A 23558-nucleotide genomic window follows, 5' to 3' on the forward strand; every position below is an offset into this window, starting at 1 on the left:
CGGCCGCTCGGTCTTTATAAGAGAAGACTGTAAAACTAGTTTTTCTGTCGACTATAGAATTTACAAATATACTACACTGTTTCTAAATAGGTGCTTTATGGCGTTAATCTCAAGTGTATTTACTTCGGCAATAATCATCGCGACTGTTTCTGCGTTTCCTGCATTCTTTGGCCGAAAGTCAAAACTGGCAAAAGTTAAGTTTCAGGAAAGCGGAGAAAAATATATTGAACTCTCAAAATTTTTATTTTGGCTGATCTATGGAGTCGGAGCTTCATTTACTATTCTGGGAGTGTTCGTTTACTTGTTTTCAGAGGAACCTATAGCTGGGGTTGGCTTTACTATTATGGGTCTTGTCTTTCTTGTACTTACAGCATTTCTACAGTTTATAGATACGTCTGTAAGCTGGACATCTGAAATCATAAGTGGTGCAAAATCTGGCGTAAGCATAAAGAAGAACAGTATTTTCTGGAATGACATTGTGATGGCAAAGTACCACGCCAATCACACCATACAATTGAAAGACAAATTAGGTAAAAGCGTATTTTGGACTGTATATCATAACGGATGGCATGAAATTATTGATGACTTGCGGCTCATTCGACCCGATATTGATACAAGTGATTTTGATTGACCTCTGCGAAGTTGGAATTGTCGACATAATTGGTTCATGACATTGGACCCCTTGAGCGTCCTAAAATCGCCTGCGAGTTCAACTAGCGACACTCGACTAACAACCGAGCAGTTCAAAATTCTGTTATTCTTCCCGTCATCACAAGACTTGTTCTTGTCATCCAGAGGTCGTTACGAGTGGATTGCAAGGACAAGCCTTGCAATGACGAAGGAGGGGATGAGGTGAATTCCGTCTTTTCAAAACTCTTTCCCCGCTTAACGCCCGACTCAGACTGAGAAAGTCACGCTTTTTCAAAACGGTATAAAATAGTTCAAGACATGCATCCCCGCACCCCCATTTGCGTGGCATTTTAAGATGGTCTTCTTTCAACGGGCGGTCATGTGCACATTGACAAAGTGCAGTTCTGTTTATTGGGAATCGAAGATTGGGCGAAGCTAGCCCATTTTTCGATACTCATTTGCCTAAAGCAAAACAGAATTGCACGGACCGGAAAGAAGCGGCGCTTGTCATTGGGAGAGATCGGGTAATGTCGGTCAATCTGGGTGGCGGATTGTGAGCTGNGCGCTTGTCATTGGGAGAGATCGGGTAATGTCGGTCAATCTGGGTGGCGGATTGTGAGCTGTTTACGCCTCGACTGCGTAGCTCGGCCAATCTTGGAAAAAGGCGTCGTCGCGTGGGGTTCTTCTGACAAAAGACGTCAGTTGGGCTCGAAAACTATAACTTTATTGGGTTTCCGCCCGAGCCTGACTACCCACGCGAACATCCCGTTTTTCCGACACCTGAAACTAAGAGATACAGGAAACGAAAGCTTCCGAGGTTTGATAAGGCCAGCGCCTACACTCCCCTATCATCCTTAGTCGGATGTTGCATTTGGAGCTGATGTCGCACGTCTTTCGGACGGCTGCGTATTGTTGCTGCGGCAGAGCTCTGCCTAAAACGCAGTGCCGTTCACCTCGGCATCCAGTTCTGCGAGGCGGTCTTTGACGGCTTTCAGTTCAGGATAGAGCGCATTGGCTTCGCGGTAAGCTTCGAGCGCTTCTTCGGGTCGGTTCAACACTTCCAACACATTTCCCATTGTCCACAGCGTGTAGAAATGACGCGGCTCTAACGCGAGGGTTTTGAGGCTTTCATTCAAGGCGCGATTATACTTCTTTTGCGTCAACGCCAAACGCGCCGAGCGCGCCCAGCCTTCGGCAAATTCGGGCGCGAGGTCGACGGTGTGATTATACATAATCCGCGCGAGCTGGGGTTGGCCTTTGGCCTCGGCGTCAGATCCGCGACGCAAGAGAAGGTTCACTGAGGCAGAGCCGCTCTCGGTCCAGATCGCGTAGATTTCTTCGGCAACGAGATTTGCGCTTTGCTCGTCTTCCGTTTCTGCCAATTTGATGAATAGGTCATCGAGTCGCGCAGTGCGTTCAGCAGACGGAGAAAGCTTCGAATAATCGGGCGCGATTGCCTCTGGGACAATGTCCTCTCCTGCAATGTCGATTTGAACATCGGGTTGGGTATCGGGTGCGCGTTCGAGCTGTTGCTGGCGGGGGTCCGTTTGCGGAACGGGCAAAGGCTCTGGTGGTGGCAGCGAATCGGGTGCGGGGAGGATAATCGCAGAGCGGTCATCCTGACCGTCTTGGATTGGTCTGTCTTCTGCTGGCCTGTCTTGGGAAGGCCTAACTTGGGACGGCACATCTTGCGCCATCGCGCCAAGCGGCAGAGCGAGAAACAGGGCTGTGAAAAGAATGCGCATCTTAAATAGAATGAGGCCCCTCGCCATCGCTGGCAAGAGGCCTCATTATAAACTTTCAGTCAGACAATAAAGGGTCTGATGAATATCGCTTAGCCTTGACGGGCTTTAAAGCGAGGATCAGTTTTGTTGATCACGTAAAGACGACCCTTGCGACGCACGATTTGGCAATCACGATGGCGGCCCTTTAGCGATTTCAGCGAGCTGCGAACTTTCATGGCAAAGGCTTTCGTCAAAAGGGTTTTAAATTGAACGCGGCCTATACGGAGGAGTCGCAAAGGTGTCAACGCCAGAACTGCGGGCGATATGTGTGGCCGCGGGCGCGTGAACGGAGGTGCTAAATCCTAACGCACTTTAACCATGTTATCAGGATTGTCACACTCTAACGTCTATCGGGAGGCGGTCTGTTTTGTTAAGGTAAAGCCATGAAAAATATACTCCTCATCTCCACGGCTCTCTTTTTGGCCTCATGTGCGAATGCACCCGTCGCAGATGCGGAACCGGTTCCAACACCAGAAATGGCTGCCGAAACGCCTGCATCTGACCCTGTGAAACGCAGAGACCCGCCAGCTATTGAGCTTACGCAAGACCAACGTTACGCGAATTGGAAGACGGTCTTCATTGAGCGTGCGATTGCCAAGAATTATGACCCCGCGCTTGTGCGCTCCATCATTCTGCCCGCCAAGATCAATCCTTTGGCGCTTGAACGCGACGCCAATCAGCCTGAGTTTACCAAGCCCGTCTGGTCCTATGTCGATAATGCGGCCAGTGAGGCGCGCATTTCGAGCGGCCAAGATAAGATGACCGAGGCCGATCCCGTTTTGGACATGATTGAGAGCCGCTACCGTGTCCCTCGCGAAGTCTTGACGGCAATCTGGGGGTTGGAATCCAGCTATGGTCGTATTCTCGGCAGGCATGACATCATCGATTCGTTGTCGACATTTGCCTTTGAAGGGCGTCGCCAGAAATTCGGCGAAACACAGCTTTTCGCGGTGTTAGATCTTTTGGCCTCTGGCGATGTTCAACGCGAACAATTGGTTGGGGCTTGGGCGGGAGCTATGGGAATGACGCAATTCATTCCGACGACTTTCCGGGATTATGCTGTCGATTTTTATAGCGACGGGAACAAAGACCTTTGGACCGACCCAGGGGACGCGCTGGGCAGCGCTGCCAATTACCTCTCCCGCATGGGCTGGCGAACAGGCGAGCCCGTCATGACCGAAGTTAAGTTGCCTGCCAATTTCGATTATTCTGTCACCGATGGCAGCAAAAAGACGATCAATGAATGGACCGCCATCGGCGTCGAACCAGTTTCTGGACAACGCTGGAATGCGTCCGCTGGATTTTTGGATGCGAAGCTTATTGCGCCAGGCGGCGCCCGTGGACCGAAATTCCTCACGTTCAAGAATTTCGACGTGCTCCGGCGTTATAATAATTCCACCAGCTATGTCATGGGAATCAGCATCCTCGCAGATGCGCTGGAACGTAAACCGGGCATCCAACAGGATTGGCCGCGCGATGACGTCGCGATTTCCTTTGAAGATAAAAAGGCGATGCAACAGAAGCTAACTGATTTGGGCTTTTCAACGGGTGGCGTTGATGGGCGAATTGGCCCCAACAGCCGACGTGCCATCCGTGCGTGGCAAGCCGCCAATGGCTTGGTTGCCGACGGCTATATCGAACAACGCTTATTCCAGAGATTGATGGCCCAATGAGACCGCTTATTTTCATCGCGGTCACCGCGCTTTTCTCGTCATCCGCTTTCGCATCCGAAGCCACGGTCGACCCCAAAGACGTCTTTGGCCTGTGGACGGTCAGAGGCGGAACGGCCCTTATACAGATCACCGATTGCGGCGATGGAACGCCCTGCGGAAAGCTCGTCCATGTCGTCGCGCCCGATGCAGGCGCCCTTCTGGATAATCAAAACCCCGATCCCGAATTGGCAAAGAAACCTTTGTTAGGATCCAAGATGCTCTGGGGCTTTGAGGAAAAATCCGACAAATGGTCGAGCGGGAAAATTTATGACGCCGAAAGCGGGAAGTCGTATAAATCCAAGCTTGAGCGCCAAGCCGACGGATCGCTAGAAGTCAAAGGCTGTATCGGTCCAATTTGCCAAGGACAAATTTGGACCGAAGTCAAATTAGACTAACCTCTATTCTGCGACTTCGATTTCTTCTTTTTTCCTGAACCATTTTGTCTGAACGACGGGCCAAAGCAATTGCTCTGCGACGCTCGTTTCAGGTAGATTTTCGACACCGAACTCAGGCGGATATTCACGTGTAATTTTGGCTGTCCCGAAAAGGACGTCCCAGAAGAACAATAGATTCCCATAATTGCCTTTATAATGCGTCACGCCATCAGCCGCATGTTTGCCGTGATGGGCGCTATGTGTGGCAGATGTGGAAATGGTACGTTCCACAACCCACATCACGGGGGACAACCATTTGATTTTGTAAAGCGCCCGGTCCCATCGAATATCGGAATGCGCCCCATAGATTACCGTCATTTTCACAACGATATAGAAGGCATAAACCCAGCCCCCGCCAAGATAAATTAAGACGCCAGAGAACCAGAGGCCCGGCATCAAGAAGTAGTAGAATATATTGTTCCGATAAACGATCCGAATGGACAGATATTCTGCCTGATGATGCGGGCGATGAAGATTATAGAGCCAAGGCGTCGCATGGGTGATGCGATGCCACCAATATTGGGTCATATCGTCAAAGACGAGGAAGAGGCCCAGAACTGGAAGCCAATGCCAAGTTTTCAAAACATCCGCTTGCCCCGGAAAGAGAAGCGCGCCCAAGGCAAAACCTGACGCGACCACAAAGGGCTGCGTGATAAGGGTCAGCATCAGGGTCGAAAGTGTGTCGACCCAACCGTCTCCTTTGACTTGTTTCTCTTTTTGGAAAAACCGCGTGAAGAGGACTTCAAGCAGAATAAATCCAACGAATATTGATAAGACGACAATGATTTCAGGTTTCATTGTGGTGGTTCCTCTCCCCAGAGATGCTCGGTCGGCCGCCCCGTCTAAAGGGGAGCGTGCCAGATTTAGCCTCTTCTTAACGCAGGTCGCTTGTAAAGATTGTCCAATATTTTACATTCTGTGACATGCTGGATCGATTATCTGAAATTTCCCGTCCCTTTATGGACATGATCACAGCGGAGTCGCGAAGCGCGATTGAGGCTTCTGCCATCAAAATGCGATATGCTGACGGCGCATTGATTCATAACCGTGGCGATGAAAAGCCAGGCCTGTCGATCGTCAGGCAGGGTATTGTGCGTGTGGGACTTATCCGCACCGAAGGAACCTTTGTGATCACCTCGATCTTTGGGCCAGGGCAGAGTTTCGGAGAATTTACTCTGTTCGCAGGCTTGCCGCGCACACATGACATCATAGCCCAAGGTGAGACAGAGGTCTGGCAACTCCCCGGCGAGCGCTTCCTACGTCTGCGGGAGACGCGGCCTGATTTGATGGAAGCCCTGATAAAGACCGCTCTGGTGCGCAGTCACGTGTTGTTGGAGATGATTGAAGCGATGCGCTCCCTGCCCGTGTTGGAACGGGTCGCGAAGGTTTTGGTTATTCTGATGACTACAGCGGGACAGACCTCGCAGTTTTACACGCGCCAGTCGGATCTGGCTGTGACTCTGGGTCTTTCACGGACGTCGCTATCCAAAGCGCTGGGGCGTTTGGAAGCCGACGGTTTGGTCACGCGCGGCTACGGACAAATACGTCTGCCCGACCGGGATCGGTTAATCACTTGGATTACCGCGCGTGATCCCTAGATCAGGTTAGTGCGTGGCTTTCCACTCATCGACCGCTTCTCGGCCAGCGGTCTCATTGCCGCCGCCCAAAATCTCAGCCTGCTTCTGCGCCCAGAGGCGTTTCTGATAGCGATTTGAGATAATGTCGGTCACGACCAAAACAAAGACAACGAGGTAGAAGCTAGACTTGCTCATGGCGTCAATCTGGAAGCCCAGGATTTTTAGATGTGCCAGATGCGCGCCTTCAGTGACCAGCAGAACCCCGACGAGGAACAAGATGAACAGACCTAAAACCTGATACATGCGGTTCTTTTTCAGGAAGTTCGTCACGCGGTCTGCAAGCAAAATCATGCCCAGCCCAGAGACCAAAATCGCAATCACCATTAGGGGCACTTGATAAGTTTTGGTGGGTTCACACCCTATTGCGCCCACAACGGGATTGGCGATTAGGTTCTGTTTACAAGTCATCACATCACCAGAGAATTGCGCCAATGTTGCGCCCGCGGAATCCACGATATTGGACGCATCGACACTTGCAATTGCCATAGCGGAGAGAATGGAATCGACGGAAAAAACGAGGTTCATCGCAACGATCAAAGCAATCGCACCCGCGACGCTGCGTTTGCCGCCGCCTTCGGAATGCTCAATGTGATCGACTTGGAGAAGATGGTGGATCTCTTTGATCGCCGTATAGATGATAAAGCCGCCACCCACGAGCGTGATCAGGGCTTGCGCCGTGAACTCGCCCTCAAAGATGTTTTCAATATGGAAGCCAAAAAGTGGCTCGGCGAGTAGCGTGAACAAGTTGACAATGAGGAACAACAGAACGATCCGCAACGCGACCGCAATGCCGATACCCCATTTGCGCACTTTTTTAGCGTCCGCTTCATTTCCAACCTTGTTGGATTCAATTGCGATATAGAGCAAATTATCAAAGCCCAGCACCGCTTGTAATAGGATGAGCATAAGCAAGGTAAAGAGCGCTTGCGCCGTTAGTAGTTCAGCCACGGATAATCCTCCAGTCCGTTAAGTCGTTCGGGCTTAGCGCAACTTACACGGCAGGTTAAGAGCTGACTGAACATCTTACACTCAGCGTGCAGCCTGAACCTTGCGTGGGTGTCGCATTAATGCGACGTTCAGCTGACTTTTGATAGGATATATCATGAAACAGACAGTATTGATTTGTTTAGTGGCTCTTGGGTCCCTTGCGGGCTGCACAATTAAGCATCAGGTCGTACCCTCGAAAGAGCCAATGACGTTCAATATTAATGTCAATATTGATCAAGTAATACGCGTCCGATTAGATAAGGACGTCGAGGACTTGATCGCAAATAATCCAGACCTATTTTAGGCCTGAAACTCCCCGAGCGTTTGAAAGCTCGAAACTCAAGGAGGCTGTTATGGCCACATTGAAAAAAATATTTGGTAGCGTTGCCGCTCTGGCACTCGTTGCTGGCGGTATCACTGCGGTCTCTTTAGCCTACGCCCCGGCAACACAGGCTCAGACCAGCGACTCGAAAGCCGTTGTCGATGCTGCGATTAAACGCGGTGAAATCGGCGAGCAAATTAACGGCTATCTTGACGTGGTCGATGGCGCTTCGCCTTCTGAAAAAGTACGTGCGTCCATGGCGGACATTAATATCCAGCGCAAAGCCGTTTACACAAATGCGGCCCGCGCTCAAAATGTGCAGACCGCCATTTTCGCGCAGTTAACTGGTGAGAAGCAAATTCTCAAAGCGGCACCTGGTACTTATATCAAAGATGCCTCGGGCGTTTGGAAGAAAAAGTAACGCCTGATAAGTAGGTGAGAATAGCGAACCCCGTCCGGAAACTGGCGGGGTTTTTCTTTAGGCGTAGCAACTTGGCAACATATTGCTAACGATCTGAGGTTTTTGCCAAACCTGTCGCGGGCATTTCCCTTTGCGCCGACTTCCCATCTGATTCACACTTAGGCGACACACGAATCACTTGCATTAGGACGCTTTATGTCTGCTACGATCACCAAGCTTACGCCAACGTCCCTCTCGGCGCTTCTGTGCGCGCGAATTTGTCATGATCTGATCTCACCTGTTGGCGCGCTAGGAACGGCCATCGAAATCCTCGATGACCCATCCAATCTAGACATGCATGATGATGCGATGGTCTTGGTGCGGACGGCCTCACGTCAGGCCTCCGCAAAATTGAAATTTTTGCGATTAGCCTTCGGCGCTGCCGGTTCTGCTCCCGGCGTCATCCCAACCGCGGAGATTAAGGCGTTGACGAATGACATGTTCCAAGACGCCAAACCCGAATTGGTTTGGAACATCGATACTGACGGTGTGGACAAAGACCGCGCCCGCATCCTTATGAACCTTGTGATGCTAGCGGTTCAGGCTGCACCACGCGGTGGCAAAGTGACCATCACGCGTAAGGGTCGCGGCGCAACAACAGATTCGGGAGCTGACTTCACTCTCATCAGTGAAGGCCCAAAAGTGCGCTTGGATGAAGCCGTCGCCCGCGCAATTGCTGGGAAAGCGCCAGAAGATGGATTTGACGGACGGTCAATCCAACCCCTTTATGCCAGCTTACTCGCCCGCGATGCCAATGGCACAGTATCTGCCACCGCCACCGAAGACGCGATCACCTTCTCGGCCAATTTTGCGGCTACCATCTAGGACTTCGAAACGGCGCCCTTGAAACTTTAGAGAGGGCCGATTTTTCCTTGGCCGCAAACGCTCGAAAAGCCTCATCCGCAAATTTGGGGTGCCTTTGGCACGCGGTAAATTTGCATCCACATTGAACACAAATGATCGACCGAGATCATTCTCTAAAATCAGTACAATTTTTCGTCTCCGCTTGACCCTGTCTTAACCCTTTCGGGGCAGGTTGCGTTCAAAGCTAACGATACTGTTTGATTCGAGATCTGATCCATGGGCGACGACCTAAATTTCGCACAGAAGTTCACCCGCACTGCGGCTGACGGTTTGGCCATTTTGGCTGAGATGCCAGACCCGCGTGCCAAAACCGATGCGCCCGTTGTTATCAATATGATGACGACGGTACAGCGCGGTGCAAAACGCCTGCGCGCGCGCAATATATATATGGGCGCACAAAATGTTCTAACGGCCCTGCATCATGAAACTGATGATGTCCTTTCTGGCCGGATTGAGACTTTGGGGTCACTTGTGACGGAATATGCACGCGGCCTAGATGATCTGCTCACTCAATCGCAGCCCGCAGCGCGCGCGCCTTTGAGCGTTAAAGACAAATGGGAAACTGCGCGGGAAACTCTTAACGCTCTTTTGCCGATGGCAGACCCCGACAGCGCAGATGTCCTCTCACGCCTGATGCGGGCGTCTAACTCACTGGATTCCGGATCCGCAGACCCTGCGGCAGACAATCATCAAGATGCGGACGTGTTGCCATTTAAACAGGTCGATGCGCAATCTGAATTCGTCTTAGATGATGATATTGAGGCTGTAGAAGACGTCGCTCTCGAGTCCATCACATCTGAAAGGCCATCTGATTTACCACTTGATCTAACCGAAGTGACCTTAGCGGAAGCAGAACCTGTCCACGCTCCCGTCAGGGCCTTGGTCAGCGCAACCCCGATTGAGACTGAAAATGTCGCGCTCGACGCGATGATGCGTGACGTCATTGCAGATGCGCTTTCGGTTGCTCGCAGCATCAACCGCACCATTAGTTTGTCATATGACATGGGAGAGCGAACCGTTTCGGAGAGCGTCGCCAACGACCTGCGCCATCGGATTGGAAAAGCCCTGTCGCAAATCATTCGTCAAGCCCTGACAGATGATCGGGTGGGGCATATCGACATCAACCTTGCGGGCGAACAGCTGCATATCATGGCAGGTACAACAGCGATGCGCGTCGCGATCGTTCCCAATGCAACACCGCGCCGGAAACCCCTTATCACCACAGAAACTGAACAGGGTCTTCGTGCGCAGCTCGACGCCTTGCTCGATCCAATCACGTTTCATGAGACCGCGTCATGAAAACGTGTCTAATCGTTGATGACAGCCGTATGATCCGTCGTGTCGCGGGCAGAATTGTTAAAGACCTCGGCTTTGAAACCATTGAGGCGATCAATGGCCAAGACGCTTTAGACAAATGCCTAATGGAACTACCCGATGCGATTTTAGTCGACTGGGCGATGCCGATCATGGACGGTTTTGATTTTGTCAAAAAACTCCGCGAGCTTCCGGGTGGAGATGAACCAACAGTTGTTTTCTGCACATCGGTTCGTGATGTCAGCCGTATCGTTGAAGCTCTGGCCGCCGGTGCCGACGAATATATCATGAAGCCTTTTGACTCTGACATTATCGAGTCGAAGTTTGCCTTGGCAGGATTAGTATGAGCGCAGCTGCCCGACACGGCGCGCTCTCTCTGGCTCCCACCTATTACGATGCGCTACGCCGACTAACATTAGAGCTCGCAGGAATAAACCTGGGCGCTAATCACGCATTTTTGGTCGAAACTCGCCTTGCACGGCTAGCGCGCGACGAAGGGTATGAAAGCCTGGACGCCATGGTGAATGAGCTGTTCCAGACCGGTGGCTCTCGTCTGGCCATTCAAGTCGTCTCTGCCCTAACTGAACGCGATACGCATTTTTTCAAAGATAAGACGGCGTTCAAACGCCTACGTGAAATCGTCTTGCCCGACTTGCATCATAAACGTGGTGGCGGACGCATCCGTATTTTGAGTTTTGGCTGCGCCTCTGGTCAAGAGCCCTATGGCATGGCCATGGTTTTAGACCAGATGCGGGATGAACTTGCGGGTATGAAGGTCGACATCGTCGGCGCCGATTACCCCAGCCAAGCTCTGGAACGCGCACGCGAAGGACGCTACACGCATTTCGATGTACAGCGTGGTCTGCCCATTCGAGATTTAGTCAAATATTTCGAGCCCGATAATGCAGATTGGGTCATTAAAGACAGCATCCGAGAGCAAGTCGAATTTAGAGACATTCATTTGCTCTCGAAGTTAGATAGTCTGCAAGACTTTCATGCTGTGATGTTCTGCGGCAGCCTGCCTCACTACTCTGCGCCTGCACGTGTGCGCGTTCTACGTGGCTTATCGGGTTTGGTGAAAGAAAATGGCTACCTCATATTGGGCGAGGGCGAAAGTTTGAGCCAAATGAACTTTGGGTTCAATCGTGCGACATCAGAGCCGGGTCTGTATAAAAAGCGCGAAGTGGTTCTCGAACCCGAAATTGATCCGACAATAAAGGTTCCGAACGGCCGCACCACATTTGACAAAACGACCAAAGTGGCGAAGTCGCTCAAGCGTAAAGACACTTAGATCCTAAGGTTAGTGGCTCTCGCACGAGAGACCTGACCTCACATTCCATCAGCCCTCTATGGTTGACCGTGGAACTCCGAAGCGTAAAAGACGCCGCTTAGTCGTTATGCTTTTGAAAGCCGCTTTCCATGTCCGATCTCCCTGCTGATCTCGAAGCCGTCCGCACCCGCGTACTCGCCGAAATCTCTGCCGCCAGCGACGTCGCGGCGCTAGATGATATCCGTGTTGCCGCTCTCGGTAAAAAAGGTGAAGTCAGCCTCATGATGCGGGGCCTGGGCAAAATGAGCCCTGACGAGAAAAAGATCATGGGGCCTGCGTTGAACGGATTAAAAGCCGATCTCAACGCCGCCGTTGACGCCAGAAAAACGGATCTCGAAAATGCGGCACTAGATGCCGCCCTCGCTTCTGAAACGATGGACATGACGCTTCCTGTTGGAAAACCCAACGGCACGCTGCATCCTGTGAGCCAAGTCATGGAAGAAATGGCTGCGATTTTCTCCGATATGGGATTCTCGGTCGCAGAAGGTCCCGATATTGAAGATGACTTCCACAATTTTACAGCGTTGAATTTCCCGCCAGGCCATCCCGCGCGCGATATGCACGATACGTTCTTCTTGGAAGATGGCGAGAAGGTCTTGCGAACGCACACATCACCCGTGCAAATTCGTACGATGATCAACCAAAAGCCGCCGATCCGTATCATCGCCCCAGGACGCACTTACCGCTCTGATTCTGACCAAACTCACACGCCAATGTTTCATCAGGTTGAAGGTCTGGTTATCGACAAAGGCATTCACATGGGTCACCTCAAAGGTGTGCTCATGGATTTTGTCAGCGCATTTTTCGAAACAGACGTCGACGTCCAATTCCGCCCCCATCATTTCCCCTTCACCGAGCCCAGCGCGGAGATGGATGTACGATATGAACGCGACGGCGCGGCGATCAAAATTGGCCAAGGCGAAAAATGGATGGAGATCCTCGGCTGCGGCATGGTCCATCCGAATGTTCTGCGGGCCTGCGGCTTAGACCCAGATGAATATCAGGGATTCGCTTTCGGCATGGGTGTCGATCGTCTCGCCATGTTGAAATATGGCATGCCAGACCTCCGCGATATGTTCGCCAGTGACACCCGCTGGTTGAGCCACTACGGTTTTGACCCGCTGGTACAGGCAAACTTGGCGACAGGTTTGAGCTAATGCCTATTCCTACTGGATCATCCGACGAGTCGAATAAGCCCGCCGCTGCGCTCCTAAAACGGATCGACATTGGTTTAACGACAGGTATTATTGCCGTCCTTATCGCGTTCCTGTCCCTTTTGGTTGCCCGGGCGCAGACAAGCATGGCGCTTGAAGCACAGAAGGCCTCAGTTCTGCCCATCATCGATATTGATCTGGGCTATGAAAACGCCACGGATCGAAGCAATTCGGCTTTCGTTGTCCGGCTTAATAATGTCGGTGCGGGCATCGCGCATATTCAAAAAGTTGTGCCCGTCCAAAATGGCAAACCCGTCGAAGAGGTAAGCGTGTTTGAAAACGCCATTATGAATGGCCGTATGCGCAGCAACATCGCGGCGCCAATGGTAACGCATGCGGCAGGTTTCCTACGCGCTGGCGACAGCGTCGAACCCCGCCGCTACCGAATGGGTGCGGCTGGGTCAGAGCTTGGCGCCTATCTGCGCGGAGAATATGGCACCCCTCTGGACGGGTTGGATTTGGAAGTCTGCTATTGCTCGGTTTTCGAAGACTGCTGGACCGTCAAATATCTTGATCGCAAATTGCCGACGCCGGTTAATAATTGTGGAATTAAAGATGCGCCGGTCGATTATTTCCAAACCTATATTGACCAAACTGCCGCGAAACGCCTGAAGCCGTAAGATAGATAAAGAAGCATAAGAAAATGAAATTCACCCTGTCTTGGCTGAAACGCCACCTGAAAACAGATGCAACGATCGAAGAGGTCGCCGAGGCGATGACGCTCGCGGGTTTGGAAGTCGAAGAAATCATCGATCCCGCAAAAGCCTTGTCCGCTTTCACGATTGCCCATGTGATTTCCGCAGAGAAACATCCCGACGCCGACAAGCTACAAGTCTGCCAAGTCGAGACGGTGGATGGCCCCAAGCAAATCGTGTGCGGCGCACCCAATGCGCGCGCAGGTATCGCCGTCGCATACGCACCGCTGGGCGCTTATATTCCGGGTCTGGATTTCGCGCTGGATAAAAAGCCGCGCAAGATTCGCGGCGTCGAAAGCTCGGGCATGATGTGTTCAGGCAAAGAGTTGGAAATGGGCGATGACCATGACGGCATCCTCGAACTGGACCCGTCCCAATTCCCTGTCGGCCAAGCTATATCTGATGCGATGGGCGCCAATGACCCTGTCATTGATTTCGAAGTCACGCCGAACCGTCCAGATTGGTTGGGTGTAAATTCGATCGCACGTGATCTCGCCGCTGTGGGGTTGGGTGAATTAATTACCCCTGCCATTGAGCCAGTCGCGGGGACATTCCCCTGCGATCAAGAGATCACTATTGAAGACACGGACGGCTGCCCAGCTTTCGTTGGTCGCATTGTTCGCGGTGTTAAAAACGGCCCGTCACCGCAGTGGTTGCAAGATCAACTGAAATCTATTGGCCTGCGTCCCATTTCTGCCCTCGTCGATATCACGAACTTCGTGACTTATGATCGTGCACGGCCTTTACATTTTTATGACCTGAACAAGGTCCAAGGTGCGATCATGGTTCGCCGAGGCAAAGACGAGACGTTCGAAGCCTTGGACGACAAATTATACACCGCATCTGCTTCAGATATCGCGATCACAGACACTTCCGGCATTCTGGGTCTCGGCGGGATTGTTGGTGGCGAAAGCACGGGCGTTGACGAAAACACGACGGATATTCTGATCGAATCCGCTTATTTCGATCCCCTTACCATTCGTCGTACGGCCAAACGCTTGGGCGTGAATTCCGACGCCAAATATCGTTTTGAGCGTGGCGTGGATACAGGTGGACTGATTGACGGTGCTGAACTGGCAACACGCCTCGTCATGGATATTTGCGGTGGCGAGCCAAGCGACATCAAAGTCGCCGGTGAAATCCCGGCAACGCCAGCTGATGTGAATTTTAACACAGATTTGGTTGAGCGCCTCACGGGCCTCAAACTGTCCGATTTTGCGATGGAGAAGATCCTGACTGACCTCGGATTTGGTGTCGTCAAAGGCGAGACATGGACCGTCACAGTTCCGAGCTTCCGCCGCGATGCGGTGGGCGGCGCAGATTTGGTCGAGGAAATCGCGCGCATTCACGGCTTCCACAATCTCGAAGCTGTTAGCTTACCGCCCCTTCCCGGTCGTCGTGAACCAACTGCAACCCTGACACAAAATCGCACCCGACTGGCGCGCCGGGCTTTGGCTCTGCAGGGTCTGAGCGAAGCGATCACTTGGTCTTTCGTATTGGAAGATCACGCCAAAGCGTTTGACGGTGGCCAAGCCAATCTTGCGCTGGATAATCCGATTTCAAATGACCTCAACTGGATGCGCCCCAGCGCCTTAATTCATCTGCTCTTGGCGGGACAACGCAGTGCTAACCAAGGCTACCCAGGTGCCGCTCTGTTCGAGCTCGGACCAATCTTCCAAGGCACAGCCCCAGATGAGCAATCTTTGTCTTTGGCCGGCATGCGCCGCGTTGAACCGTCCCGTGATTGGGCCGGTGCCGTGGATATCACAGCCCTGACCGCCAAAGCGGACGTTATGTCGGCACTGGCCGCGATGGGTGCGAATACGGACAATCTGCAAGTTATGGACGCTGTTGGATCATACTGGCATCCTGGTCGGTCTGCGAGCCTGCGTTTAGGGCCGAAAAACGTTCTTGCCAGTTTCGGCGAGCTTCACCCACGCGCTCTAAAATCGCTCGGCATTGACGGACGCGTTGTCGCTTTTGAGATCGCACCTGATAATCTGCCTGCGCCGAAGAAAAAATCAGCGTCGAAAGCCAAATCTGCGCTCACCCTATCCGACCTCATGCCTGTCCATCGCGACTTCGCCTTTATCGTGTCGGAGGACGTGCGGTCAGGTGATATTTTGCGAGCCGCCAAAGGCGCTGATAAGCAACTCATCAGCGAGGTCTCTCTGTTTGATGTGTATCGCGGCAAGGGCGTCGACGAAGGTCACAAGAGCCTCGCGATCGACGTGACGCTGACACCAAAAGCAGCCACCCTCACCGACGCCGACATCGAAGCCGTCAGCAGCAAAATCATCGACAAAGTGATGAAAGCGGGCGGACGTTTGCGCGGTTAGGGCAATAGAATATTCGGTGCCAAGATTGCCGCAGGTTTAACCTTAAAACGCGAAGCATTGTTGCAATGCCGAATTGCAATCGCGGTGGTCGCCTCGGCTATCTAAACACGCTAACGCAGTTTCATGACGCCCTATAGTTATCGCAGTGATCCCAGCGTTCCTGATTTTTCGGATGATCGCGCGATCATTGTCTTTGACGGATATTGCGTCATGTGTTCGGGCTTCATGCGGTTTGTTTTACGTAAAGACCGCAAAGAGCACTTTCGCTTTCTGCCCGCGCAAAGCCCGCTAGGTGAAGCGCTTTACGTCCATTATGGATTGAAAGCTGGCGATTATGATAGTGTGCTTTTGATCGAGAATGGTGAAGTTCGAGTCAAATGGGACGCCTCGCTCGGCGTTTTCGAAAACTTAGGATGGCCGTGGAAACTGGCAGGCATGGGTCGGATTTTACCGAAATTCTTAGCCGTCCCCCTGTATGATTTTATCGCGCGCAACCGCTTTAATTGGTTCGGACGGCGAGAGGTTTGCATGATCCCCACAGCAGAAGAGCAGAGCCGTTTCCTATGAAAGTCCTCATCATTGGCGGATACGGGACATTTGGCTTTGGCATGGCCGAGCGCTTGTCAGACGAACCCGAATTGGAACTTATTCTGGCGGGTCGGTCTTTGGACAAAGCCGAAACAGCCTGCGCGAAACTATCAGGTGCAACGACACTCACGCCGTTGAAACTGGATCGCAATGCGTTGGACTTAGCTTTCAAACCTGATCTCATTGTTGACGCATCGGGTCCTTTCCAAGCCTATGGCGGGTCGCCCGTCGTAGATTACTGCCTGAAACACGGCATCCCCTATGCAGACATCTCAGATGATGGCGCCTTCGTGTCCGCGGTTTTGGCGCAGTCTAAAGCTGCCAAGACAGCAGGCATTGCCCTCATCTCAGGTCTATCGACCTGTCCTGTTCTCAGCGCTATCGGCCTACGGGAAATCGAAGCCCGCATTGGCCCCGCAACCGATGTTACCATTGGGATTGCGCCTTCACCCAAAGCGGAACTGGGTAGAAATGTCGTGGCCGCCGTCGCAAATTATGCAGGTCAGGATAAAGTTAGCGTTCTACGCAGTGGAAAAATTGTAAAAACAACGGGTCTGACAGAAGTTCGGAACGAGACGATCTGCGTCCCAGGCAAGATACCCTTGCCCCGTTTGCCCTTCGCCTTGGCCGATGCGCCGGACGCTGTGGTCTTAGGTGCCGATTTTTCGGCTCTACGGAATATTTGGACAGGCGCAGGCACGCGCCCCATCTGGCTGCATCGCCTTTTAGTGATTTTATCCAAAGGCGTTGCACGAGGTATCGTTCCAAAACTGACACCTTTCGCCGATATTTTCCACCGCGCGCGCGGGCTATTTCGCTTTGGCATAGATCGCGGTGGCATGGTCGTACGCGCCTCGAATACCGACGGAGACGCCAGTTGGCATTTGGTCGCTGAGGGCGACCATGGCCCTCGCATACCAGCCCTGCCCGTTGTCGCATTCATCCGTCAAATGGCGGAAGGCGTCACGCCCGTTGCGGGGGCCTATTCAGGACATCAGATCATCGGCTTACCAGAACTGGCACCCGAGTTTTCCAAATTAGACATTACCTATGGCCTGCAATTCGACAGCGAAAGCTTGCCCGTCTATGAGCAGGTTTTAGGCTCCGCTCATGGCGATCTACATCCTTCAATAATCGACATGCACCGTACAGGCGACGGACGCGTCTTTGTCGGCGAATGTGATGTCACACGCGGGCGAAATCCATTATCGCATATCGTTGCGGCTATCGTTGGATTTCCCAAAAGCGGTCGAAATGTTCCGGTCAGCGTAACCGTCGTCCCCAAGGAAAACGGAGAAACATGGACTCGCAATTTCGGCGGTAAAACCTTTAGCAGTCACCACAGTCTCGGAAAAAAGAAATGGGCACGTCATGTGACGGAGCGCTTCGGCCCGATAGCGATACATATGGCGATTTTAGAGGAAAGCGGAAACTTACGGATAGAAACCCAAGGCTGGTCCATTTTCGGACTACCGCTACCGCGCGTTTTACGACCGGGGGGCGACGTCTTTGAAACACAAGACAGGCAAGGACGGTTTGTCTTTCATGTCGATTTAAAAGCGCCGCTCTTTGGACGCCTTTGCAAATATGAAGGTTGGCTAACGCCAGAGACCTAGATCGGTAGGTACCCGCGTTTGCGAGTGTAGCTGGTGTATCCGATATTTGCGCCAAGACGAACACCTGCGCCCGCGCGAACTGGCGCCAAGGTGATTCCATTCGCACGTTGATAATGCACAGCCATCCCGGCCACGAGGAAGGCCGAGCCATCGACACCTGGGAAACGACGGAAGATATCTTCCGGATCATCCAGATCATAAACCAATGTAAACACACGACTGATTTCTGCGCCCGCATCTACGCCAACTGTGGGGCCAGCCCAATAGACAGGCATCGTGCGACCATCTTTCATCCAGAGCGTCCCCTTACCATATTTGGCACCGAAGATTAGGGCGCCACCACCCTCCTCGCCTGTGATATATCCGACGGGTCGGCCTTGTTTCTTAAATAAGCGTTCGATCGTGGAGGCCGCGCTTTCTGCAGTTACGCCCAAATGATCAGAGATCGCACCTGCAAGTTCGGATTCATTATAGCCGCCTTTACTCTTACTCTGCGCTTGAGGCACTTCGCCTTGCGGGTAGCCGTTGGGATTGTTCTGCGGCGCACTTGCGCAACCCGTGAGAGCTAAGGCAGCAGCACAAATCAAGATCAGCGCTGCCGTGGTTAAGTTGAGCTTTGGGAGGTTTTTGGCTGGATTATACATGGTCACGGTGTCGGCCATCGTGGTTAATGTTGCGTTAATTGCTCGAGCCTGACGGCTTACCTTTTCGCAAGATCGCGGCAACACTCCCGACACCTGCCAGTCCCAGTGAAATGGGTATCAAGGGTAAGAAAAATGCAAACTTTAAAGTCGTAAATATACCCGCTACCGATCCGATAAATTCGGAGGATGTAGCCAATACAAGCGCTAATGCGCTGTCTTCAAGCATATCAAAAAGCAAAAAACCCATAGGCAGAATGAGCAACCATCGCCAGCGGGTCTTCATCAAACCTAATGCGGATAGTCCAAAAGCGATGAGCCCCTCAAACACCCAAGTTTGTAGAAACATATAGATCAGATCTAACCCTAGCGCCGTATATTTTAAACGACGTTCGAGAACGCTCAGACTGTCTATCGCGGCGACGGCATCTGCGCCTGTATAAAATCCACGACCCTGCAGATAAGTGTAGCCTTCAATCCGGGTGAGTTGCCCAAACGGCCCAACACTCGTGTACCAAATCACATATGCGAAATAGACGGCGATCAGAGCTATGAGACGCCATCCCGAAAACCGAGAATAGTCATGTCCCTGTTTCGACCTATAAATCATGGATTTAAATGTACGCGATGCCTCGCCGAATGTCATGTAGATGACTGATAAATAAAAGGGGCTAGTTGACAGACTTTGATGTGCCCGAGCCCTTAATTTAAAACTGCGTGCATTTGTTCTGCTACTGCCTTTAACAGAGCGCGTCGTGGGGATGTTTTACGGAAGGTGAGATTTAATTGGCGTGTTGCATTTGCATTTTGCAGAGATTTGACACCCAGGTTTGGGCGGTCAAGCCATCCTGAGCTTTGCGCCAACGCGGGTACAATCGAAATTCCCTGCCCTGCGACAACCAAGCTAATAATCGTTTCCAAACTTGTTACACTTGTTTCCGCTAAAGTGGTGCGGCTTTTCAAACGACAGAGGTCGACAGCTTGGTCTCGAAAACAATGACCTTCAGAGAGCAATATCATTTGGTCCAGCGGGAGGTCTGATACATCAAGGTGATCCAGCGCACCCAGATCGTGTCCGATCGGATAAATGACAAGCAAAGGTTCATCATAAAGCGGAATCGCCATCAAGCGGGGTGTCTCGGGTTGGGTGGCCAGAATTGCGGCGTCCAAGTCTCCGTTCAGAAGATCTTCCGTCAAACGCTCTGTGATGTTTTCGCGAAACACGAGCTGCAAGCGAGGGAAACTTCCGCCTAAGGCCCGCAAGACATCGGGAACCAAGAAAGGCGAAATTGTTGGGATTGAGCCAAAACGAAATTGTCCTGAAAATGGATCGCTCGCCTCGGCTGTTATTGAGCGAATGGCATCGACCGCACCTAGGGCGTCATCAGCGAGGCCTAACACGCGGTCGCCGATGGGCGTGAGCATGGCTGAGCGCTTTGTTCGCTCAATTAACGTGACACCGAGGTCGGCTTCTAATTTTTGCAATTGCACAGACAATGTCGGCTGGCTGACATTGCAACTCTCTGCGGCTTTGCCAAAATGCCCGTGACGTGCAATCGCCCGCAGATAAATGAGATCTCGAATATTCATAGGTCAGGCCTATCATAATGATAAAAACAATCAATTAGACAAATCGATGACTTCGCCTCATCTTGGGTGCAAATCTGGCGAAGACCAGCTTCAGGGACAAAAATCCCGTATCAATATTTTGAAGGAGAGAGACTATGAACGATATGACAGTCAATACCGGCGGGAAATGCCCCGTCATGCACGGAAGTGCAACGAGCAGCCGTTCAACGTCGACGAAGGACTGGTGGCCAGAAGCCCTGAATGTTGAAATTTTGCATCAACATGGCGCGCGCTCCAATCCGATGGACCCCGATTTTGATTATAAGGAGGCTGTCAAAGCTCTGGATTTTGACGCGTTGAAAGCCGACCTCCACGCCCTGATGACTGACAGCCAACCTTGGTGGCCGGCCGATTGGGGACATTATGGCGGCTTGATGATCCGCATGTCTTGGCACGCGGCTGGTACGTATCGCACGTCCGATGGACGCGGAGGCGGTTCGACAGGCAACCTGCGTTTCGCACCGCTGAACAGCTGGCCCGATAATGGCAATCTTGACAAAGCCCGCCGCCTTTTATGGCCGATTAAAAAGAAATATGGCAATGCTATTTCTTGGGCCGATTTGATGCTGCTGGCCGGCACCGTTGCCTATGAAAATATGGGCCTTGAAACTTATGGCTTTGCCTTTGGTCGCGAAGATATCTGGGCACCAGAAATTGATGTAAACTGGGGCGAGGAAAAAGAATGGCTTGCACCTTCCGAAAACCGCTACGCAAACCTTGAAGATGCAGATACGCTTGGTCCAAATCTGGCAGCCGTCCACATGGGTCTTATCTATGTGAACCCCGAAGGCGTGAACGGAAACCCCGACCCAGCGCGCACGGCAAAGCACATCCGCGTGACCTTTGCCCGTATGGCAATGAATGACGAGGAAACTGCTGCGCTCACGGCTGGCGGTCACACCGTCGGTAAAGCCCATGGAAACGGCGACGCTGGTGCATTGGGTCGCGAACCCGAAGGCGGCAACATTGAAGACCAAGGCTTTGGCTGGATGAACCCGAATTCCACTGGCAAGCCAAGCGGCCACATTACATCAGGTGTAGAGGGCGCGTGGACGACAGAGCCAACCAAGTTCGACATGGGCTATTTCGATATGCTCTTCGGGCACGAGTGGGAACTCACGACCTCCCCCGCTGGCGCGAAACAATGGAAGCCGGTCAACATTGAAGACATCGATATGCCAATCGATACGGATGACGGCACGACCAAAACTATGCCCGTCATGACAGACGCGGATATGGCGATGAAGGTCGACCCGATCTACCGCGAAATCTGCGAAAAATTCATGGCCGATGAAGCCTATTTCCGCGACACCTTTGCTCGCGCTTGGTTCAAACTGACCCATCGCGATATGGGACCAAAAGCCAATTACATCGGCCCATGGGTGCCAGAAGAAGATTTAATTTGGCAAGATCCAATTCCTGCTGGCTCAACCGCCTATGATGTCGCGGCTGTAAAAGCCAAGATCGAAGCGACGGACCTCACCCCTGTCGAAATGATTACGACAGCTTGGGACAGTGCACGCACATATCGCGGCTCTGACAAACGCGGCGGCGCCAATGGTGCGCGTATCCGCTTGGCCCCACAGCGCAGCTGGGAAAGCAATGAGCCGGCTCGCTTGGGCCGCGTGCTTTCCGCGCTTGAACCGATTGCAAGCGAGACAGGCGCGTCTGTTGCGGACGTCATCGTCTTGGCGGGTAATGTCGGGGTCGAAGCCGTGGCAAAAGCTGGCGGGTTTAACGTCGACGTACCGTTCACACCAGGACGCGGCGACGCAACCCAAGAAATGACGGATGCGGAAAGTTTTGATGTGCTCGAACCTCAAGCTGACGGTTTCCGCAATTTCGCCAAAGATCAATATGCGGGTGTGGCGGATGAAATGTTCCTCGACCGCGCACAACTCATGGGTCTGACGGCCGCAGACATGACTGTTCTGCTGGGCGGGATGCGCGTCATTGGAGCCAATTACGGTGGCAACGCCCATGGCGTTTTCACTGATAATGTCGGTTCGCTATCAAGCGATTATTTTGTGAACCTGACCGATATGGGCAACACATGGCACCCGGTTGGCAATGACCTATATGAGCTTCGCGACCGAGAAACTGGAAAGGTCAAATTCACAGCGACGCGCGCAGACCTCGTCTTTGGATCAAATTCGATCCTTCGCGCCTATGCAGAAGTCTATGCTCAAGACGACAATAAAGAGAAATTCGCGAAGGATTTCGTCGCGGCTTGGACAAAAGTCATGAATAATGACCGTTTTGATCTCAATGGGGAACCAAATGCATAAATGATGCGTATGAAAGATACGCTTCCCCAAGCGACAGTTGCGCGGTCTCTCTTCTCCCCCCTTGGAAGAGAGGCCGCGCTTTTTTTTATCGATCTGCGTAGGATAAAAAAAATGTGTGCTGGCCGTAAACGATGTCGGCAATTTGCTTTGCCACGTCGTCTGGTGCTTTTGAATAAAGCTTCGCAAGATTTGCCCCTAACGCAGATGCCTCGCTTTTGCTTAAGGGGGTATCTCGCATATACCCAGCATATGTTGCGCCCAATCCAAAGATACGAAGGTCAAAGGTTTCATCTAGATGCTTGGCTAAATGATAATTTTGATCAGCTTGGAGATCTCCGTAAAAATAACCATTTGGGAACGCCGCGATCGCTTCGGCAGCCGTTTTAGCTGGGACGCGCATTACGTAACTGCGCTTGTCCCAACCCCACTCCCAGCCTGAAATTGCCGGTCGTTCTGGTGTGCCGCCGACGATAGAGGGGCACCCGTGTTTTCCGTCGCTCCAGTGCAATTGACCTTGCCAAGCCCCTGCCGCGCTTTTTCCGACGAAGTCCATGAACATTGCGTGTCGGATTGGAAATTCGGATGGATGAGACAGACCAATAAATTCAGCTGGTTCGCCGTCTGCAAAAGACTCAAAGGAGGCGGGGTGCAATCCCGGCGTCTTTTCTGGTTCAATATTGGCAAGTCCATCGCGCTCTAACGCGTGACCAGACGTGTAAAACGCCTGATGAACATCTTCGAGAACAGCGAACAAATGCGCGTCGGGGTAAGCTAACCGCTGCTCCCGGACAAAACTTGCAACGTCCCACATCGTGAAATGCCCCTCCAGAGCCCATCCAGGGGCTAGTAGGCGATCCCATGTTTTTGGCCACTCATCGCCGCAATCGACGGCGTTGAGTTTAAACCCCGTCGTTTTTCGAGGAATTTTAGGTTCAAAGGAGGCGGTTTGGCCCGATCCGTCTGCGGGCAATATCGTAGCCCCGCGCCCGAAAACTCGCGTCCAAAAACTCATCACTTTCTCCTTCATGCGACGGCGCACCGCGCTTGTTATTTTGCGGTGTCGCGCTACATAGC

24 protein-coding genes are annotated in these 23558 nt (G+C 52.3%); 16 read left to right on the forward strand and 8 right to left on the reverse strand.

Annotated elements, in window-relative coordinates:
- Nucleotides 1-97: 97 nt before the first annotated feature.
- A complete protein-coding gene (locus IE073_RS07560) occupies nucleotides 98-631 on the forward strand; it encodes a hypothetical protein (RefSeq protein ID WP_189583478.1) in 534 nt (177 codons plus the stop codon).
- A gap of 931 nt (nucleotides 632-1562) precedes the next feature.
- On the opposite strand, the gene IE073_RS07565 is transcribed toward IE073_RS07560, so the two are convergent.
- Complete coding sequence (locus IE073_RS07565) at nucleotides 1563-2375, reverse strand: tetratricopeptide repeat protein (RefSeq protein ID WP_189583480.1); 813 nt, start codon at nucleotides 2373-2375, stop codon at nucleotides 1563-1565.
- An 89-nt stretch (nucleotides 2376-2464) separates the two neighbouring features.
- The gene (gene ykgO, locus IE073_RS07570) at nucleotides 2465-2590 is read right to left on the reverse strand and encodes a type B 50S ribosomal protein L36 (RefSeq protein ID WP_189583482.1); all 126 of its coding nucleotides are present in this window, start codon (nucleotides 2588-2590) and stop codon (nucleotides 2465-2467) included.
- A 207-nt stretch (nucleotides 2591-2797) separates the two neighbouring features.
- Between ykgO and IE073_RS07575 the strand changes: the two genes are divergently transcribed.
- Both IE073_RS07575 and IE073_RS07580 read left to right on the forward strand, forming a co-directional pair.
- Nucleotides 2798-4087, forward strand: a complete 1290-nt coding sequence (locus tag IE073_RS07575) for a lytic murein transglycosylase (protein WP_189583485.1) — start codon at nucleotides 2798-2800, stop codon at nucleotides 4085-4087.
- On the forward strand, nucleotides 4084-4521 hold the full coding sequence (locus tag IE073_RS07580) for a DUF2147 domain-containing protein (RefSeq protein WP_189583488.1): 438 nt from the start codon (nucleotides 4084-4086) through the stop codon (nucleotides 4519-4521). The genes IE073_RS07575 and IE073_RS07580 overlap by 4 nt, the downstream gene beginning before the upstream one ends.
- Before the next feature lie 3 nt (nucleotides 4522-4524).
- Here the strand turns inward: IE073_RS07580 and IE073_RS07585 are convergent, their stop codons facing one another.
- Nucleotides 4525-5358, reverse strand: coding sequence for a sterol desaturase family protein (locus IE073_RS07585; protein WP_189583491.1), 834 nt, complete (start codon nucleotides 5356-5358; stop codon nucleotides 4525-4527).
- Between the two features lie 125 nt (nucleotides 5359-5483).
- Here IE073_RS07585 and IE073_RS07590 point away from each other — a divergent pair, with 125 nt between their 5' ends.
- Nucleotides 5484-6158, forward strand: a complete 675-nt coding sequence (locus IE073_RS07590) for a Crp/Fnr family transcriptional regulator (protein ID WP_189583494.1) — start codon at nucleotides 5484-5486, stop codon at nucleotides 6156-6158.
- Nucleotides 6159-6164: 6 nt separating this feature from the next.
- Here IE073_RS07590 and IE073_RS07595 read toward each other — a convergent pair whose 3' ends face one another.
- Complete coding sequence (locus tag IE073_RS07595; protein ID WP_233349897.1) at nucleotides 6165-7145, reverse strand: TerC family protein; 981 nt, start codon at nucleotides 7143-7145, stop codon at nucleotides 6165-6167.
- Between the two features lie 154 nt (nucleotides 7146-7299).
- On the opposite strand from IE073_RS07595, the gene IE073_RS07600 reads away from it, so the two are divergent.
- The 11 genes from IE073_RS07600 to IE073_RS07650 all read left to right on the forward strand — a co-directional run bounded on the left by IE073_RS07600 (nucleotide 7300) and on the right by IE073_RS07650 (nucleotide 17926).
- Nucleotides 7300-7488, forward strand: a complete 189-nt coding sequence (locus tag IE073_RS07600) for a YnbE family lipoprotein (protein WP_189583497.1) — start codon at nucleotides 7300-7302, stop codon at nucleotides 7486-7488.
- Between the two features lie 49 nt (nucleotides 7489-7537).
- Entirely contained in the window at nucleotides 7538-7927 is a 390-nt protein-coding gene (locus IE073_RS07605; protein ID WP_189583499.1) for a YdbL family probable chaperone protein, read from the forward strand.
- A gap of 195 nt (nucleotides 7928-8122) precedes the next feature.
- Nucleotides 8123-8791 carry a histidine phosphotransferase ChpT gene (gene chpT, locus IE073_RS07610; RefSeq protein WP_189583502.1) on the forward strand — a complete coding sequence of 223 codons (669 nt, stop codon included), beginning with the start codon at nucleotides 8123-8125 and terminating at the stop codon, nucleotides 8789-8791.
- A gap of 255 nt (nucleotides 8792-9046) precedes the next feature.
- Complete coding sequence (locus tag IE073_RS07615) at nucleotides 9047-10129, forward strand: hypothetical protein (RefSeq protein WP_189583505.1); 1083 nt, start codon at nucleotides 9047-9049, stop codon at nucleotides 10127-10129.
- The gene (locus IE073_RS07620; protein ID WP_189583517.1) at nucleotides 10126-10491 is read left to right on the forward strand and encodes a response regulator; all 366 of its coding nucleotides are present in this window, start codon (nucleotides 10126-10128) and stop codon (nucleotides 10489-10491) included. Before IE073_RS07615 ends, IE073_RS07620 begins: the two co-directional genes overlap by 4 nt.
- Entirely contained in the window at nucleotides 10488-11435 is a 948-nt protein-coding gene (locus IE073_RS07625) for a CheR family methyltransferase (RefSeq protein ID WP_189583519.1), read from the forward strand. The genes IE073_RS07620 and IE073_RS07625 overlap by 4 nt, the downstream gene beginning before the upstream one ends.
- A 128-nt stretch (nucleotides 11436-11563) precedes the next feature.
- Entirely contained in the window at nucleotides 11564-12631 is a 1068-nt protein-coding gene (gene pheS, locus IE073_RS07630; RefSeq protein WP_189583521.1) for a phenylalanine--tRNA ligase subunit alpha, read from the forward strand.
- Nucleotides 12631-13308 carry a hypothetical protein gene (locus tag IE073_RS07635; protein WP_189583523.1) on the forward strand — a complete coding sequence of 226 codons (678 nt, stop codon included), beginning with the start codon at nucleotides 12631-12633 and terminating at the stop codon, nucleotides 13306-13308. Before pheS ends, IE073_RS07635 begins: the two co-directional genes overlap by 1 nt.
- A gap of 23 nt (nucleotides 13309-13331) precedes the next feature.
- The gene (gene pheT / locus IE073_RS07640) at nucleotides 13332-15722 is read left to right on the forward strand and encodes a phenylalanine--tRNA ligase subunit beta (protein WP_189583525.1); all 2391 of its coding nucleotides are present in this window, start codon (nucleotides 13332-13334) and stop codon (nucleotides 15720-15722) included.
- A gap of 123 nt (nucleotides 15723-15845) precedes the next feature.
- Entirely contained in the window at nucleotides 15846-16289 is a 444-nt protein-coding gene (locus IE073_RS07645; RefSeq protein WP_189583527.1) for a thiol-disulfide oxidoreductase DCC family protein, read from the forward strand.
- Nucleotides 16286-17926: a saccharopine dehydrogenase family protein gene (locus IE073_RS07650; RefSeq protein ID WP_189583529.1), complete on the forward strand. Its 1641-nt coding sequence runs from the start codon at nucleotides 16286-16288 to the stop codon at nucleotides 17924-17926. Before IE073_RS07645 ends, IE073_RS07650 begins: the two co-directional genes overlap by 4 nt.
- Here the strand turns inward: IE073_RS07650 and IE073_RS07655 are convergent.
- The 3 genes from IE073_RS07655 to IE073_RS07665 all read right to left on the reverse strand — a co-directional run bounded on the left by IE073_RS07655 (nucleotide 17923) and on the right by IE073_RS07665 (nucleotide 20157).
- Nucleotides 17923-18588 carry an EipA family protein gene (locus IE073_RS07655; RefSeq protein WP_233349899.1) on the reverse strand — a complete coding sequence of 222 codons (666 nt, stop codon included), beginning with the start codon at nucleotides 18586-18588 and terminating at the stop codon, nucleotides 17923-17925. The two genes, IE073_RS07650 and IE073_RS07655, sit on opposite strands and share 4 nt — an antisense overlap.
- Nucleotides 18589-18604: 16 nt before the next feature.
- Nucleotides 18605-19177 (reverse strand): hypothetical protein, encoded by a 573-nt coding sequence (locus IE073_RS07660; protein ID WP_233349900.1) that lies wholly within the window; start codon nucleotides 19175-19177, stop codon nucleotides 18605-18607.
- 92 nt (nucleotides 19178-19269) lie between these two features.
- Entirely contained in the window at nucleotides 19270-20157 is an 888-nt protein-coding gene (locus tag IE073_RS07665) for a LysR substrate-binding domain-containing protein (RefSeq protein ID WP_189583533.1), read from the reverse strand.
- Nucleotides 20158-20291: 134 nt separating this feature from the next.
- On the opposite strand from IE073_RS07665, the gene katG reads away from it, so the two are divergent.
- Complete coding sequence (gene katG, locus IE073_RS07670; protein WP_189583535.1) at nucleotides 20292-22484, forward strand: catalase/peroxidase HPI; 2193 nt, start codon at nucleotides 20292-20294, stop codon at nucleotides 22482-22484.
- Between the two features lie 85 nt (nucleotides 22485-22569).
- Here katG and IE073_RS07675 read toward each other — a convergent pair whose 3' ends face one another.
- Complete coding sequence (locus IE073_RS07675; RefSeq protein ID WP_189583537.1) at nucleotides 22570-23496, reverse strand: hypothetical protein; 927 nt, start codon at nucleotides 23494-23496, stop codon at nucleotides 22570-22572.
- Nucleotides 23497-23558 lie beyond the last annotated feature (62 nt).

Source organism: Litorimonas cladophorae, assembly GCF_014652455.1.
Classification (GTDB): domain Bacteria; phylum Pseudomonadota; class Alphaproteobacteria; order Caulobacterales; family Maricaulaceae; genus Litorimonas; species Litorimonas cladophorae.